Origin of the sequence: Bradyrhizobium sp. ORS 285 (genome assembly GCF_900176205.1) — a bacterium.
In the GTDB taxonomy this organism is placed as follows: Bacteria; Pseudomonadota; Alphaproteobacteria; order Rhizobiales; family Xanthobacteraceae; genus Bradyrhizobium.
In genome coordinates, this window is the sequence record NZ_LT859959.1 from 5,966,436 (window position 1) to 5,981,180 (window position 14,745).

A 14,745-nucleotide genomic window follows, 5' to 3' on the forward strand; every position below is an offset into this window, starting at 1 on the left:
CGGGGTGAGATTACTCCGTCCAAGTTAGGAGGAAGCGCCTCAACCTTTCGCGGACAGCTTACTTCTTCCCGCCCACCGTCTGCTTCACCTCGAACCCCTCGAACTGCGGAGGTCCAAGATAGAGCGGCTTGTTGTCGCCCGCCCCCTTGTGAGCCATGCGGAAGGCTTCGGATTTGGTCCAGTCCTCGAAAGCCGTCTTTGACGCCCAGATCGTGTGCGAGGCGTAGAGCGTGTGGTCCTCGGCCTCTGGGCCCTTCAACAGGTGAAATTCGACGAAGCCGGGCACCTTGTCGAGATGGCTGTCGCGCGACAGCCAGACCTGCTCGAAGGCGGCTTCCGAGCCCTTGGCGACGCGAAAGCGATTCATGGCGATGAACATGCTGATCTCCTGGATGATGTGCCGCTGCACCCAGGATTAGCAGACTTTGCGCTGCGATGCGCCTGCTGACCGTGCCACCGATGGGGCGATCTCTCGCGCGATCGAAGGCGGACCCAGGGCCGCTCTCAGATAACGAACGGCTGAGTGGCTTACGCCACCAGCCCCTTCATCGGCTTCACGGCCGCGCTCTCGGGAAACACGCTGTCGCCGAGCGCGCGCTCACCGAGGCCGAGATGATCGGCGAGCACGCCCTTGAACACGGCGCGCAGATCCGTGGTCGGCGCGAGATCACGCCCCTGATAGAGGCTCGCCATCTTCAGCGTCGGCCAGTCGGCGATCACGCGACCGCCCTTGACCGCGCCGCCGGCGAGCAGCGCAATCGTGCCGGTGCCGTGATCGGTGCCCTGCGTGCCGTTGATCTTCGCCGTGCGCCCAAACTCGGTGGCGACGACCACCACCGTGTCGCGCCAGCGCGGGCCAAGCCCGCTTTCGAACTCCGCGAGCGCGCCATCCAGCCCCGAGAGCAGCTGCGCAAGACGGCCGACTGCGCCGCCTTCGTTCGCATGGGTGTCCCAGCCGTCGAAGGCCAGCGCCGCGATGCGCGGACCATCGTCGGCCGCGATCAGCTTCGCCGCCCCACGCGCGACCTGGCGCATCGCCGCGATCTGGTTGCCGCCTGGCTTGGGCTTCATTTCGTCGCCGAACGCGACCTTCTCCAGCTTCAGTCCCTGCGACAGCGCCGACGCCAGCACGGGATCGCGATGCGTGTAGAGATCGACCAGCCGCATCGCGGTGTCGTCGTCCGCCTGCGGCAGGGTCACCGGCGCCCAGCCCACGGTGGGCGCGGCGCCTCGCAGCACCAGCGGTGCGGTCGGTCCGACCGCGAGCGCGCCGGAGACGCGCGGCCCGCGCGGCAGCGCCTCCATCGCGCGGTTGAGCCAGCCGGATTGCACGCGGCCGGGACCGGCAAAGCCGCTTTCGAGCACATCCTGGCCGTCGAAATGCGAGCGCTCGCGATACGGCGTCGCGACCGCATGGATGACGGCCGCCTTGTTGTCGCGATACATGCGCGCGAATTCCGGCATCGACGGATGCAGCGCAAAGAACGAATCCAGCGGCAGCGCCGGGTGCGGTCCATCGGATGCGAGCGCGATGGCGCCGTGCAGTCCGGCATAATCGGGATCGCCGACCGGCGCGACCGTGGCGAGCCCGTCGAGCGCGCCGCGCAGGATGACGACGATCAGCCGTGGATCGCGCGCGTCGGCCGCGCGGGCGAATTTGGGCAAATACGCCCAGGCGGCAAAGGAGGCGCCGGCCAACATCAATTGCCGTCGCGAGGTCAACAGCGAGGTCGTGATCCGCTCCATCGTCATCTCCTCTGGAATTCCGGCGCCATCAACAGCAGCGCCAGCGCCTGCTGGCGCGATTCCGCGCGCTCGATCGTGCGCCGCGTCTCGGTGGACGTCGCCTCGCCCGCGACGAGATCGAGCAGGTCACGCGGATCGATGTTGTTGCCGAGCCGTGCGGCGAGTTGCGCCGAGATGTCGAGCCGCAGCTTCATGCCCTCGGGCGCGGCCCACATTGCATTGCTGTCGGCGAATCCGTTGGGACCGGCCGGCGCCCACAAGGGCTGGCCAAGCGTGTTCAGCGAGTTGAGATAGAAGCCGGGATCCTCGGGCACGCGCGCCAAGAGACGCCCCCCGGCGACCAGGAACTCATAGGGCGAGCGGATCTTGGTCAGTGGCGCAGACCACGCTTCATCGGAATCGACCAGCGCCAGCGTCACCGCCTTGAGATCGCCGTCGCTTTTCTTGAACACGGCCTCGAGCCGCGCGACCAGCGCCGGCGGCGGATCATCGGCGATGAAATGGCGCGCAAGCTTGGTGGCGACGAATTTCGCTGTCGAGGGATGGCGCGCGATGTCGGCGAGCGCGGCCTCGCCCTGCGTGACGCCGTCATCCTGATAGACCTTGCCGAGCAAGGTCTGCGGCCCCGGCTGGTGCGCATTGGCATTGAACACGAAGCTGCCCGGCGCGCCGTTGCGGGCATTGCGGCCGGCAAAACTCCAGCCGGTAATGATGCGCGCCAGCGAGGTCACGTCCTCCTGCGTGTAGCCGCCACCGACGCCGAGCGTATGCAGCTCCATGATCTCGCGCGCCAAGTTCTCGTTGAGGCCGCGCTTGCGGTTCTGGCCGGCGCGCGAGTCAGGGCCGAGCGATTCCTGGTTGTCGAGAAAGAACAGCATCGCCGGATGCTGCTCGACCGCCTTCAGCATGTCGGCGAAGCGCCCGAGCACGTGCGGCCGGATCGCCTCGCGCTCGAACGAACCGGCCCACATCCGCGCCAGCTCGCCCTTGCCTGCGGAGATGCAGAAATGGTTCGACCAGAACGCCACCAGACGCTCGGTGAAGCCACAATCGGCGAGCACCGCGCGCTGCAGCCGCGCCAGCGCTTCGGCGCGGAAGGTCTTCTGCACCACGTTCGGGGGCTGCTGCGGCTGAGCAGGCTTGGCCTGTGCCGCCTCTCCCGCAGCAGGGGCCATGCTGGCGCCTGTGGTCGGTGCAGCCGAGGCCGTTGCGGTCATCGGAGCGTCGGCGCCGTTCGTCGACAGGCGGGTCTGGCCGGGCTGCTCCGCCGCCGGCGTCTCGGCGGCCGACTTCGCCGCGGCTTCGCGCGCCCGCTTGACCTCCTCCTGGTAGGCGAACACGGCCTCGGCCAGCGCGGGCGTCGGCTGCAGACCGGGGACCTCGAGCAGAGCACCGCTCGGCCGCAGCAGCTCCGCCTTGACGAAGCCGCGCGGATCCGACGCCGCATTGAGGAGATCACCCGAAGCACCGCCGCGCGCGCCGAAGCCGAAGCGGTTCAACGCCACGAGGGCCGCCTGGGGATCACGGGCCATGCCAAAGCCTCATCGAATGCTGCGTCAGACTGAGTGCGCCAGCATCATGAACAGGTTCGATGCCGGTGTGCTGGCGCCCGGTATTGCTGCGCACTATACTTGCCCCACCAGATGAACCGGACATGAAAAAGGACCGGCCGAACGTGGTTCCGAACGTGACAAATCGTTTAGCAAACGTGACCGCGCGACAGCTCATCTGCGAGTCCTGCGGCACGGAATTCAGCTGCGATCCCGGCGGCGCGTGCTGGTGCTTCGACGAGAGCGTTCGCCTGCCGCTGCCGAAAGACGGGCAAAGCCGGTTCAAGGACTGCCTGTGCAGCAATTGTCTGACGAAGCTGGCCCGCGACTCGGAGCCGACATCGTGACACGCTGGCACGTCGAAGCCGTCCTGATCGACATGGACGGCACCCTGCTCGACACCGAGAAGGTCTATCTCGAAGCCTCCATCGCGGCGATGAATGCGCTCGGCTACCGCGACGGCGTCGTCGAACTCTGCCACGCGATGATCGGCATTCCCGGTCCCGACAATGAGCGCACCCTGCGCGATCATTTCGGCGACAACTTTCCGCTGATCGAAGTCAACCGCCTGTTCGCCGCGAAGACCGCGGAGATCCTGCATGCGGGCATGCCGCTGAAGCGCGGCGTGATCGACCTGCTCGATGCGATCGAGGCGGCCGGCCTGCCCAAGGCCGTCGTCACCTCGTCGTCGCGCAGCACGGCGGCCGAGCATCTTCGGCTCGCGGGGATCGACCATCGCTTCGATGCGGTTCTGACGCGCGACGATGTCAGCCGCGCCAAGCCGCACCCGGATCTCTATCTGCTCGCCGCCGAGCGGCTGCGCACGCGGGCGCCGGCCTGCGTCGCGATCGAGGACTCCAATCCCGGCGTCGCGGCGGCGCACGCGGCAGGCGCGATCACCTTGATGGTGCCGGACATCGTGCCGCCGACCGAGCAGTCGCGCGACAAATGCGTAGCCGTGCTGCCGCATCTCGATGCTGTCCGCGAGATGCTCGGCATGCGCTTGCAGCCGGTGCCGACGAGCCGACCCCGAGCTAGCGCGCACGCGCCGCCGTGGATCTCGTTCGCCGCGGCAACGCCGCCGCGACCAACGCTCGCGCCGCCTCGCCCGCGGTCTCCATGTAGCTGGCATCCCGATGCAGCAGCACGACCGCGAACGAGCCGTCGAGCAGCAGCAGCATCTGGCGTGCCAGTTCGGCTGCACGTTCGATGCCGGCCTCCTCGAAAATCGCCCGCAGCCAGGCCTCGAACTTCTTCTTGTGCGCGGCGCCGATCTTGATCGCGGGGTGACCGGGCAGATTGGCGAGCTCCGCCGTCGTGCGCAGGAAGCCGCAACCGCGCCACTTCGGGTGCCGCGCGGACTCGGCGAGATGACGGAAGATCGCTGCAATCTTCTCAGGCAAGGCGCCTTCGGCCTCATCGAACCAGCGCTTGAACAGCGCCAGGTTCGGCTGGTCACGCGCGGCGAGATAGGCCGCGACGAGGTCGTCCTTGCTGCGGAAATGGTAGTACAGCGTCTTCTTGGTGATACCGGCCTTCTCGGCCACCGCATCGACGCCGACGGCGCGGATGCCGTCGGCATAGAACAGCTTGTTCGCCGCAGCGAGAATACGCGCACGGGTGGGATCGGAGGAACGGGCCATGGCAGCGCTCGGCGATGTATACTCACCAGTGAATATACCTCGCTTGGCCTCGCGCCTAGTCTTCGCTGCACCATCTGCCAGCCAGCGAGGCGCCGCCATGACCGATCCCGTTCTGCTTCACGTCTCCGATCACACCGCCCTGCTCACGCTCAACCGGCCGCAGCGGCTGAATGCGCTGAGCTACGCCCTGATCGACGCGCTGATGGCCGCGCTCGACCGCATCGAGACCGAGCCCGGCATCAGGGCCGTGATCCTGACCGGCGCCGGTGAGCGCGCCTTCTCGGCCGGCGCCGACATTCATGAATTCTCGGAGAGCGTCAGCCAGGGCCGCGCCGTCGCGCTGCGCGACTTCGTGCGGCGCGGCCAGGCGATGACCGCGCGGCTGGAGGCATTCCGCAAGCCGGTGATCGCCGCCGTGAACGGGCTTGCCTTCGGCGGCGGCTGCGAGATCACCGAGGCCGTGCATCTGGCGGTCGCCAGCGAGCGCGCCAGCTTCGCCAAGCCGGAGATCCGGCTCGGCATGCCGCCGACCTTCGGCGGCACGCAGCGGCTGCCGCGCCTGGTCGGCCGCAAGCGCGGGCTCGAATTGCTGCTGACCGGCGATGCGTTCACGCCCCAGCGCGCTTTCGAGATCGGCCTCATTAACGCGATCGTGCCGCACGACCAGCTGCTGCCCGCGGCGCGCGCGCTCGCCCAACGCATCATCCGCCACGGTCCCGACGCCGTCGCCAGCGTGATCACCGCGACGACGCGCGGCCTCAACATGACGATCGGCGAAGGGCTTGATGTCGAAAGCGAGCAGTTCGCACGCCTCGTCGGCGGCCGCGAGTTGGGCGAAGGTCTGGCGGCGTGGCGCGACCGCCGGTCGCCGGCGTCCTAGACCGGATATCCCGGCGACTTCCGCGCCAGCCCGTCGAAGGCGTCGAGCAGCCGCTCGCGCCAGGCGTAGACGCTGTCAGTCTCCTCCAGCAGCTTGAACGGGCTCACCACGCGCGCCCATTGGAAGCCGCCGAACACGATGTAGTCGGCATAGTCAGGCGCATGGCCGCCGATGAAGGGATGCGCCTTCAAGGTCTGGCGCAGCGGCTCCAGCGATCTGCGGAAGCCGATGACCGCCTGGTCGCGGGGCGCCATGATCTCTTCCAGGCTCTTGCCAAGCCGCGCTTCGCGCGAGGCGCGGAAATACGCCGCGTCCTCGGCGGCCAGGTTCTTGGGGATATCAGCGATGATCAGCGGGAAGATGCCGCCGACGACAGTGATGTCACCCCAGGCGTTCATGAAGCGCGCCATCGCGCGGCCGCCGGCGCCGCCGAACAGCGAGGGACGATCGGCATAAGTGTCTTCGAGATAGCCGGCGATCACCCAGGAATCGACCACCGCCCGCTCGCCATCGAGCATCACCGGCACCTTCTCCGCACCATGCGGCGCCAGCGCGCTCTTTTCGGTGAAGCGCCAGGGGATCGTCTCTGCGCTCAGGCCCTTGTGCGCCAGCGCCATGCGCGTGCGCCAGCAGAATGGGCTGAACGGCCGCCCCGCATCGGTGCCCACGAGTTCGAACAGCTTCAGTGCCATGCCCGGTCGATCCTCCCTTTGGTGGATCGAGTCTAGCTGAGGATACGGCCGTTGTCGCGCAGCAGCTGCGTGCCGGTCGCGGTGACGACGATGCAGAGGCCTAGGCCGGCGATCGCCTCGCGCGCGACATAGCCGAGATCGGCGGCATCCTCCCACACCGTCAGCCGCGGGCAGCTGGTACGCCAGGTCGCGACCACCTCGGCATGGCTGCGCGGCTCGCGCGCGATCCATTCGACGAAATCCAGCACCAGCGGATCCGTGCTCATGCGTCCCTCATTCGGCTGCGACGGAGCGCTGCGCGAGCAGCAGCAGCCAGCCGCCATAGAGGATGTAGTAGCTCGCGACCGCCGTGATGATCCGGCTGGCCCAGGTGCGGAACTGCTGCTCGCTCATTGCCTCCAGCAGCCGCCGCGCCAGCGTCGTGCCGAGCACGGATGCTGCGATCGCGACGGCTGCGAGCAGCGGATCGAGGCTTGCGGCCTGGTCGATGATCCCGCCGAAATAGATCAGCTTGGTGAGATGGCTCGCGACCTGGCAGGTCGCCTTGGTGGCGACGATCGAGCGGCGGTCGAACCGCGCACCGAGGAAGAAGGTGTCGAGCAGCGGGCCGGACACGCCGGTCATCAGCATTAGCCCCATGCAGATCATGCCGTAGGTCGCGCCCTGCCAGACGCTCTCCGGATCGGGCTTCAGCGAGGCCGGCATCAGCCGCGCCATGAACGGCGTGACGCCGAGCAGCAGCAGCGCCGCCGGCTTGTCCGGCACGTGCACCAGCGACCAGGCGCCGAGCGCCAGCGCGCAGCCGATCAGATAGACCGCGACCGGCCGCCAGCGGATGTGGCGGCGCCACAGCACCGCGCGCCAGCCATTGGAGGCCATCTGCGTGATCGCGTGCAGCACCATCGCCGCCGGTAGCGGCATCAGCGCGAGCAGCACGCCGATCAGGATCAGCCCGCCGGCCATGCCGAACAGGCCCGACAGGAACGCCGTCGCGACCATCAGCAATCCGAGCGCTGCAATCAAAACCGGCGTCATGGCTGATCTCCTCTGCCCGCAAGGATCTCGCACTGGCGGCGATAGCGCAAACCGAGTTATCTTGCCCTCCATCAGCTTTCCTGAGGGCTCGCATGCGGCGGCTTCTGTTCCTGAACGGCATCAAGGCATTCGAGGCGGCGGCGCGCACAGGCAGCTTCGCAGCGGCCGGCAGCGAGCTCAGCGTGTCCGCCGCCGCAATCAGCCGCATGGTCAACCTGCTGGAGCAGCGGCTCGGCGTCGTGCTGTTCGAGCGCAAGGCCAACCGGCTCGCGCTGACCGCGCCCGGCCGTGCCTATCAGAGCGGGCTGACGCCGATCTTCGATGCGCTGTCGAGCCTGACCGCGCAGATCATGGCGCCGTCGGCGATGCGCGTGCTGACGCTCGGCGTCGGACCCACATTCGCGATGAAATGGCTGATCCCGCGGCTCGCTGATTTCAGCACCGAGGAGCCTGACATCGAGGTGCGCATCACCACCGGCGGCGCGGCGGTGCCGTTCGGCGACGATTGGAGCTGCGGCATCAAGCTCGGCGACGGCGCCTGGCCGGGCCTGGTCGCCGAGCCGCTGTTCGCGGCCGACCTGCTGCCGGTGTGCACGCCGCGGCTGGCCGCGACGCTGAAGCGGCCGGCCGATCTCAAGGGCCCCAGCCTGCTACGCGTGTCGCACGCGGCCGAGGACTGGTCACTCTGGTTGAAGGCCGCCGGCGTTACGCGCATCACCGCGCGAGGTACGGAGTTTCAGTATTACGGCCATGCGCTGCAGGCGGCCATCGACGGGCTCGGCGTCGCGATGGGCATCCGTCCCTACATCGACGACGATCTCGCGGCCGGACGCCTGGTTGCACCGTTCGCGCTGACCGTCCCAAAAGGCGAGCGCTGGTACCTGGTCTATCGCAGCTTCCAGGCCGGACGGCGCGATTTCACCGCGTTTCGGCGCTGGATCATGCGGGCCGCCGCGCAATCCGCCACACGGAACGCGCAACGGAAAGATACTGGCAAAAAAGACGCTGCCGTGTGAACCCGTTCACACTTGGCCAGACGTATTCATGCTGTCATTGCCGTTCGGGATATCCAGGACTGGGCAATGACGTACTTGTACGAGGACTTCGCCATCGAGCCGTTCGAAGCAGGAAAGGGCTTGTGGCACGCGCGGATTCGCCGCGCAGACATGACTCCCGTGGTGATCAATGGTGTCTCGTTTCCCTCTCTCGAAGTCGGCTTTGCCTGGTCGGATGCAGACATGGCGGTTGCCGATGCCAAGAGCCACATCGACCGGTTCCGGAAACGCTGGGGATAGTGCGACGAATTTGCAGCCGACGGAGGATATCGAACGAACCCCGGGAAAAGACGGATAGCGCGGCGTGGAACAATCTCCGAGAGTACCGCTTCGATGCATCCACCTTCGCTGAAGACGGTTCCAACCGACATTCACAACGCCAATTCGAAATGCCGAGTGTATTCGTAATGCGGACTGCAATTCATGGCTGAGCCTGCCGTCAAACACCTCGCTTTTTCGGTTCGCACGCGATGCCCGGACTGTGATGCGGAACTGAGCATCCTCAGCGTCATCAATGGCCGCGGCGGCTCGGAATACTGGGCGCTGCAATGCGTGGCCTGCCACGGCGTCCATCTCGACATCGTCGAACCGCCCACCCGGCATTAACCATCCGGCGGCGCCATCGCGCCGAACCATTGCTCCGGCGGTCGCTTCCCCAGGGCGATCGCCGGAAATGAGCGGAGCGGCTTGCCCATAGCTGCTGCCACCATGCTGTCAGCAGGGCTGGTGACAAGGCGCGTTCACTCTTTCATGTCGGCCCCATCGGTCCCATATTCGGCCCATGGCGAAGACCCCCGACACTCCCAAAAAGCCCGGCCGTACACCGAAATCCAAGGCGCACCGTCCGGACGTTCAGCCGATCGCGCCGGCGCTTGCCGAGTTGCTCAACCCCGCCATCAACCGCGGCGAGAGCGGCATCGGCTCATCAACGGGACTGAAGCCTCCGCCGGACAATTCCTGGGACCGGCGCAGCGGCGGCGAGGCGGCAGCGCATCGTGCGCGGGCCTCGACCAAGAGCAAGAGCGAGGACCTCGCGACGCGTGACGGCTCGGAGCGCGCGATGCCGCTGCGGCCGAATCCGCAGCCGGCCGGCGCGCGTTCGAGCCAAGCCGCCGATGAGAGCGACGAAGCAACGGGCCTCTCCGAAGCGCCGCAGGCCAATTACGGCACCGCCGCCACCATCCCCACGCTCGATCCGGAACTGGCGCGGCAGCTCGGCCTGCCCACGGCCGAGGATGACGATGAAGCCCTCGCCCGCCCGCCGCGCAGCAAGATGGAGGCGCTCGGCGTCAAGGCCACGGCGGAAGCGCTGGAGTCGCTGATCCGCGAGGGGCGTCCTGAGTTCCGCAAGGACGACGGCTCGCTGCGCGTCTGGACCCCGCATCGCCCGCCGCGCCCGGAAAAGAGCGAAGGCGGCGTCCGCTTCGAGATCAAGTCGGCCTACGAGCCCAAGGGCGACCAGCCGCAGGCGATCAAGGAGCTGGTCGAGGGCATCGCGCGCAACGACCGCACCCAGGTGCTGCTCGGCGTCACCGGCTCCGGCAAGACCTACACCATGGCCAAGGTGATCGAGGCGACGCAGCGTCCCGCGATCATCCTCGCGCCGAACAAGACGCTCGCCGCGCAGCTCTATGGCGAGTTCAAGAGCTTCTTCCCGGACAACGCGGTCGAGTACTTCGTCTCCTATTACGACTACTACCAGCCCGAGGCCTACGTCCCGCGCACCGATACCTATATCGAGAAGGACTCCTCGATCAACGAGCAGATCGACCGCATGCGCCACGCCGCGACGCGCGCGCTGCTGGAGCGCGACGACGTCATCATCGTCGCCTCGGTGTCCTGCATCTACGGTATCGGCTCGGTCGAGACCTACACCGCGATGACCTTCGCGCTGAAGAAGGGCGAGCGCATCGACCAGCGCCAGCTGATCGCCGACCTCGTCGCCCTGCAATACAAGCGCACGCAGCACGATTTCACCCGCGGTACCTTTCGTGTCCGCGGCGACGTCATCGACATCTTCCCGGCGCACTATGAGGACCGCGCCTGGCGCGTGAACCTGTTCGGCGACACCGTGGAGAACATCGAGGAGTTCGATCCGCTCACCGGCCACAAGCAGGACGAGCTGGAGTTCATCAAGGTCTACGCCAATTCGCACTATGTCACGCCGCGCCCCACCCTGGTGCAGGCGATGAAGTCGATCAAATCCGAATTGAGGATGCGGCTCGACCAGCTGCACGCGCAAGGCCGCCTGCTCGAGGCGCAGCGGCTGGAGCAGCGCACCACCTTCGATCTGGAGATGATGGAGGCGACCGGCAGCTGCGCCGGCATCGAGAACTACTCGCGCTATCTCACCGGACGCCTGCCCGGCGAGCCGCCGCCGACGTTGTTCGAATACGTCCCCGACAACGCGCTGGTTTTCGCCGACGAGAGCCACGTCACCGTGCCGCAGATCGGCGGCATGTTCCGCGGCGACTTCCGCCGCAAGGCGACGCTGGCCGAATACGGCTTCCGCCTGCCCTCCTGCATGGACAACCGCCCGCTGCGCTTCGAGGAATGGGACATGATGCGGCCGCAGACGGTCGCAGTGTCAGCTACTCCTGCGGCCTGGGAGATCAACGAGGCCGGCGGCGTGTTCGTCGAGCAGGTCATCCGTCCGACCGGACTGATCGACCCGCCCGTTGATATCAGGCCCGCCCGCACCCAGGTCGACGACCTCCTCGGCGAGGTCCGCGCCACAGCGCAGAAGGGCTATCGCTCGCTGATCACGGTGCTGACCAAGCGCATGGCCGAGGACCTCACCGAATATCTGCACGAGCAGGGCATCCGCGTCCGCTACATGCACAGTGACATCGACACCATCGAGCGCATCGAGATCATCCGCGACCTTCGCCTCGGGGCGTTCGACGCGCTGGTCGGCATTAACCTGCTGCGCGAGGGCCTCGACATTCCCGAATGCGCTCTGGTCGCGATCCTCGACGCCGACAAGGAAGGTTTCCTGCGCAGCGAGACCTCGCTGATCCAGACCATCGGCCGAGCCGCGCGCAACGTCGACGGCAAGGTCATCCTCTATGCCGACCAGGTCACGGGCTCGATGGAGCGCGCGATGGCCGAGACCACGCGCCGCCGCGAGAAGCAGATGGAGTACAACACGCTCAACGGCATCACGCCGGAGAGCGTGAAGAAGTCGATCGGCGACATCCTCAACTCGGTCTATGAGCGCGACCACGTGCTGATCGAAACCGGCGGCGGCACAACCACCGACGACGTCATCTCGATCGGCCACAATTTCGAGGCCGTGCTCGCCGACCTCGAAACCCGCATGCGCGAGGCCGCCGCCGACCTGAACTTCGAGGAAGCCGCCCGCCTCCGCGACGAAGTCAAGCGCCTGCGCGCCACCGAGCTCGCCGTCGTCGACGACCCCACCGCCAAGCAGCGCACCGTGCAGGACAAGGCCGGCTCTTACGCCGGCGCCAAGAAATACGGCGACGCCGCCAATCTACCGACGGCTGCGATGAAGGGCCGCGGCGACCGCGCGGCCTCTTCACCCTCCCCTGGAGGGGGAGGGTCGGCCGCCAAGGGCGGCCGGGGTAGGATGAAGCCCCGCGACCCGCTCGCGCCATCGCTCGACGATATCCTCAGCGGCGGCTCAAGCAGCGGCTCCAAGGTCCACAAGCCCCATCTCGACGAGATGCACGGCCCAGAGTCCCTGCCCTACCGCCCCAACGCCAAGCTGCCGCCCAAACCTTTCGGCAGCAGCAGCAAGATCATCCAGCCAACCAACTCGCGGGAGTCCGGCCCGGAATTCGGCCCCGCACCACGATCGACCGGCGGCGCACCAGGGAAGCGCGGTGGGTGGAAGAAGCGGTAGTTGCGCCTACCGCGCCTCGGGCAAGCTCACACCGACGAACTCGCAACTCATACTGCCCGTGCGGTCGCCCCTCACCCCAACCCTCTCCCCGTGAAGGACGGGGAGAGGGAGCGCACCGTTGGCGCGGCAATAGCTCGGATCACGTTGAAGAATTGGCCGGTTCATTGGGGCAATTGTTGTCGGCGCAGGCGGTGCAACCTCTCCCCGCTCTTTGCGGGGAGAGGTCGGATTGCGCAGCAATCCGGGTGAGGGGCATGGCACAAGCGCAACTCCGCGGAAGGGCCATCGGACCTACGTGTCAGCCCCTCGCGCCACTAACCGCCCTACTCCCTGAAAGTAGTCGTCGCGGTTGACGCCGTCATAGCGTCCGGACGTCATGCAGCAGGCCTTGAAACCTGCGTCCGGAGCCGCATGGGCAGAGATCGTTGCGGCCGAGCTTCTCGCTGAGCTCGACATCGCCGTGAACGAAGCGCCGTCCACGCTTCACATGCGTTTCTGAGGGATAGGAATTCCGCCGCTTACGCGTGACGCTGAAAGCTGGGGAGGTTGTCGAGATCATCGATCTTGCGCATGATGGCCTCCATCGTTTGAGGCGCAGCCTGATTGCCGCGAGAAGACTTCGGTAGCAGCTTGCGTTGCTGCTGGGAAGCCTAGCCGTTGATCCTTGTCGAGCATAGCGGATTACGCTGCGCTAATCCGCCCTACGGAGTGGAATGCGTAGGGCGGATTAGGCGAAGCCGTAATCCGCCGCCACAGACGCTCAGCTGTCGTCGGCTCTTGTCTCCACTCAGCCGCATCGGTAGGCCATCCATCATCTCGACGTTGGCTTCGAGTCCATGCCCAACTATCGTCGCGCATTCGTTCCAGGCGGTTGTTGGTTCTTCACCGTCAACCTCCTCGATCGGCGTCTTGGTCTGCTGATCGAACATATCGATCTCTGGCGTTCGGCCATAGCTGCGACTCGGGAGAGATACCCTTTCAAAATCGATGCCTTCGTTGTCATGCCCGATCATCTGCACGCAGTCTGGACGCTACCGCCTGATGATGCCGACTTTTCAACGCGCTGGCGGCTGATCAAAAATCGCTTCGCACGGGAGTTGCCAAGAACTGAACGCCTAAGCCCGGCTCGTCTCGCAAATGGAGAGCGGGGCATCTGGCAGCGCCGATTTTGGGAGCATCTCATACGCGACGAGGATGATTATGCCCGACACGTGGAGCATTGCTACATCAATCCAGTGAAGCATGGTCTGGTCAGCAGCGTGGTCGAATGGCCTCATTCGTCATTTCATCGCGACGTGCGCGCTGGGCTTTTTCCAGCGATTGGGCCGGTGGCCGCTGCAGGTTATGATTGGTAATGAGCTGGTTGACCAAGCGACGTATCCGCTCGGCCTTCGGCGCCTTCATGTCGAAGAGTGCGCTGCGTGCCCTCGAGCATGGCGACGTGTCGAAACCCCCGCCGGCAATGACGAGGGTGTGCCACGTTCTGCTTCAGGTCCGTGACGATACGGCCGAGGACATATCGAGGAATGTGTCCGTCGTGCCGAGTTGATCCTCGGCGAGGGAGCGATCATCGAGAGCGTTCTATCGTCGCTGATCTCCGCCGTCTTCGTGCCGGGGCCACCGGGAACGGGCCATGACATCGAACGGGCTCTCGGGCGACTGGGTCCGAATGTCAGGGCCGTCTACCACTACGGCGAGTACATGCGTGGCTTGTTCGGCTCACATGCTCGTATGACCTATGGTACCCTTGTTCCTGAGATGAGCACGATACTGGAAGTTCTGCTTTGCTCCGAGTTCGGCACAGCCATACGGCTTGGTCGCTGAGCCGGCCTTGAACTGCTCGGCGCGCCAGATCGCCTCCTGAAGGCGTGTCAGGCCGCCTCGTCCGTCATGAGCTTTTTGGCCGCCTGCACCAACAACCCGGACCGGGTAAAGCCGTGCGCTTCGGCATAGCGATCGATTTGGGCCAGCACGTCTTCGGGCAGCGTGACATTCACGCGCACTGCCCTGGACTGCTCGACCTTGGCTGGAACGAGAACAGCGACGCCGGAGCGGTTGGTTCGATGGGACATGATCTGCTCCAGTGAGGATGGCTCGGGAATGGCTTCGCCGTCCTCGACGAGACCTTCGATATGTAACGCCAGGGCTTCCTCGGCCATCACCCGCGCGTCATCCAGAGTTGTCCCCGCTGTCACGACGCCGGGCAAATCCGGAAATGAGACGCCGAAATGGCTATCAGCATCCTTGTGAATGAGACCGATGTAGTACCGCATGCT

General features: G+C 66.2%; 16 protein-coding genes and 1 pseudogene. 8 read left to right on the plus strand and 9 right to left on the minus strand.

The features are described from left to right. Window positions 1–58 precede the first annotated feature (58 nt). The 3 genes from BRAD285_RS26775 to BRAD285_RS26785 form a co-directional block, all read right to left on the minus strand. Entirely contained in the window at window positions 59–379 is a 321-nt protein-coding gene (locus tag BRAD285_RS26775) for an antibiotic biosynthesis monooxygenase (protein WP_006609227.1), read from the minus strand. 149 nt (window positions 380–528) lie between these two features. Continuing rightward, complete coding sequence (locus BRAD285_RS26780) at window positions 529–1,752, minus strand: DUF1501 domain-containing protein (protein WP_006609226.1); 1,224 nt, start codon at window positions 1,750–1,752, stop codon at window positions 529–531. After that, the gene (locus BRAD285_RS26785; RefSeq protein WP_006609225.1) at window positions 1,749–3,278 is read right to left on the minus strand and encodes a DUF1800 domain-containing protein; all 1,530 of its coding nucleotides are present in this window, start codon (window positions 3,276–3,278) and stop codon (window positions 1,749–1,751) included. The genes BRAD285_RS26780 and BRAD285_RS26785 overlap by 4 nt, the downstream gene beginning before the upstream one ends. Before the next feature lie 122 nt (window positions 3,279–3,400). On the opposite strand from BRAD285_RS26785, the gene BRAD285_RS26790 reads away from it, so the two are divergent. Together BRAD285_RS26790 and BRAD285_RS26795 are read left to right on the plus strand one after the other, a co-directional pair. Next, complete coding sequence (locus BRAD285_RS26790) at window positions 3,401–3,643, plus strand: cysteine-rich CWC family protein (protein WP_371507255.1); 243 nt, start codon at window positions 3,401–3,403, stop codon at window positions 3,641–3,643. Next, a pseudogene (locus BRAD285_RS26795) lies at window positions 3,640–4,305 on the plus strand (HAD family hydrolase); the annotation flags it as partial. The gene BRAD285_RS26790 and the pseudogene BRAD285_RS26795, both read left to right, overlap by 4 nt. Before the next feature lie 25 nt (window positions 4,306–4,330). On the opposite strand, the gene BRAD285_RS26800 reads toward BRAD285_RS26795, so the two are convergent. Further along, window positions 4,331–4,939: a TetR/AcrR family transcriptional regulator gene (locus BRAD285_RS26800; protein WP_006609222.1), complete on the minus strand. Its 609-nt coding sequence runs from the start codon at window positions 4,937–4,939 to the stop codon at window positions 4,331–4,333. 97 nt (window positions 4,940–5,036) lie between these two features. Between BRAD285_RS26800 and BRAD285_RS26805 the strand changes: the two genes are divergently transcribed. After that, window positions 5,037–5,819 (plus strand): crotonase/enoyl-CoA hydratase family protein, encoded by a 783-nt coding sequence (locus BRAD285_RS26805; RefSeq protein ID WP_006609221.1) that lies wholly within the window; start codon window positions 5,037–5,039, stop codon window positions 5,817–5,819. Here BRAD285_RS26805 and BRAD285_RS26810 read toward each other — a convergent pair. Genes BRAD285_RS26810 through BRAD285_RS26820 form a run of 3 tightly spaced genes read right to left on the minus strand, consistent with a single transcriptional unit; the run spans window position 5,816 to window position 7,546 of the window. After that, complete coding sequence (locus BRAD285_RS26810) at window positions 5,816–6,511, minus strand: glutathione S-transferase family protein (protein WP_006609220.1); 696 nt, start codon at window positions 6,509–6,511, stop codon at window positions 5,816–5,818. The genes BRAD285_RS26805 and BRAD285_RS26810 overlap by 4 nt on opposite strands. Window positions 6,512–6,543: 32 nt before the next feature. Further along, window positions 6,544–6,777, minus strand: coding sequence for a hypothetical protein (locus BRAD285_RS26815; RefSeq protein WP_006609219.1), 234 nt, complete (start codon window positions 6,775–6,777; stop codon window positions 6,544–6,546). A gap of 7 nt (window positions 6,778–6,784) precedes the next feature. Next, the gene (locus tag BRAD285_RS26820) at window positions 6,785–7,546 is read right to left on the minus strand and encodes a sulfite exporter TauE/SafE family protein (protein WP_006609218.1); all 762 of its coding nucleotides are present in this window, start codon (window positions 7,544–7,546) and stop codon (window positions 6,785–6,787) included. Between the two features lie 92 nt (window positions 7,547–7,638). Between BRAD285_RS26820 and BRAD285_RS26825 the strand changes: the two genes are divergently transcribed. The 4 genes from BRAD285_RS26825 (at window position 7,639) to uvrB (ending at window position 12,469) form a co-directional block, all read left to right on the plus strand. Then, window positions 7,639–8,562 (plus strand): LysR substrate-binding domain-containing protein, encoded by a 924-nt coding sequence (locus tag BRAD285_RS26825; RefSeq protein ID WP_006609217.1) that lies wholly within the window; start codon window positions 7,639–7,641, stop codon window positions 8,560–8,562. Between the two features lie 66 nt (window positions 8,563–8,628). Then, window positions 8,629–8,841: a hypothetical protein gene (locus tag BRAD285_RS26830; RefSeq protein WP_035644345.1), complete on the plus strand. Its 213-nt coding sequence runs from the start codon at window positions 8,629–8,631 to the stop codon at window positions 8,839–8,841. A 183-nt stretch (window positions 8,842–9,024) separates the two neighbouring features. Further along, window positions 9,025–9,207, plus strand: coding sequence for a hypothetical protein (locus tag BRAD285_RS26835; protein ID WP_006609215.1), 183 nt, complete (start codon window positions 9,025–9,027; stop codon window positions 9,205–9,207). A gap of 175 nt (window positions 9,208–9,382) precedes the next feature. Next, entirely contained in the window at window positions 9,383–12,469 is a 3,087-nt protein-coding gene (gene uvrB / locus BRAD285_RS26840) for an excinuclease ABC subunit UvrB (protein WP_006609214.1), read from the plus strand. Between the two features lie 358 nt (window positions 12,470–12,827). Here uvrB and BRAD285_RS36695 read toward each other — a convergent pair whose 3' ends face one another. Then, window positions 12,828–13,028, minus strand: coding sequence for an SEC-C metal-binding domain-containing protein (locus BRAD285_RS36695; protein ID WP_006609250.1), 201 nt, complete (start codon window positions 13,026–13,028; stop codon window positions 12,828–12,830). Window positions 13,029–13,305: 277 nt separating this feature from the next. Here BRAD285_RS36695 and BRAD285_RS26850 point away from each other — a divergent pair, with 277 nt between their 5' ends. Continuing rightward, a complete protein-coding gene (locus tag BRAD285_RS26850; RefSeq protein ID WP_006609251.1) occupies window positions 13,306–13,824 on the plus strand; it encodes a transposase in 519 nt (172 codons plus the stop codon). Between the two features lie 516 nt (window positions 13,825–14,340). On the opposite strand, the gene BRAD285_RS26860 is transcribed toward BRAD285_RS26850, so the two are convergent. Beyond that, window positions 14,341–14,742, minus strand: coding sequence for a type II toxin-antitoxin system HicB family antitoxin (locus tag BRAD285_RS26860; RefSeq protein WP_006609254.1), 402 nt, complete (start codon window positions 14,740–14,742; stop codon window positions 14,341–14,343). Window positions 14,743–14,745 lie beyond the last annotated feature (3 nt).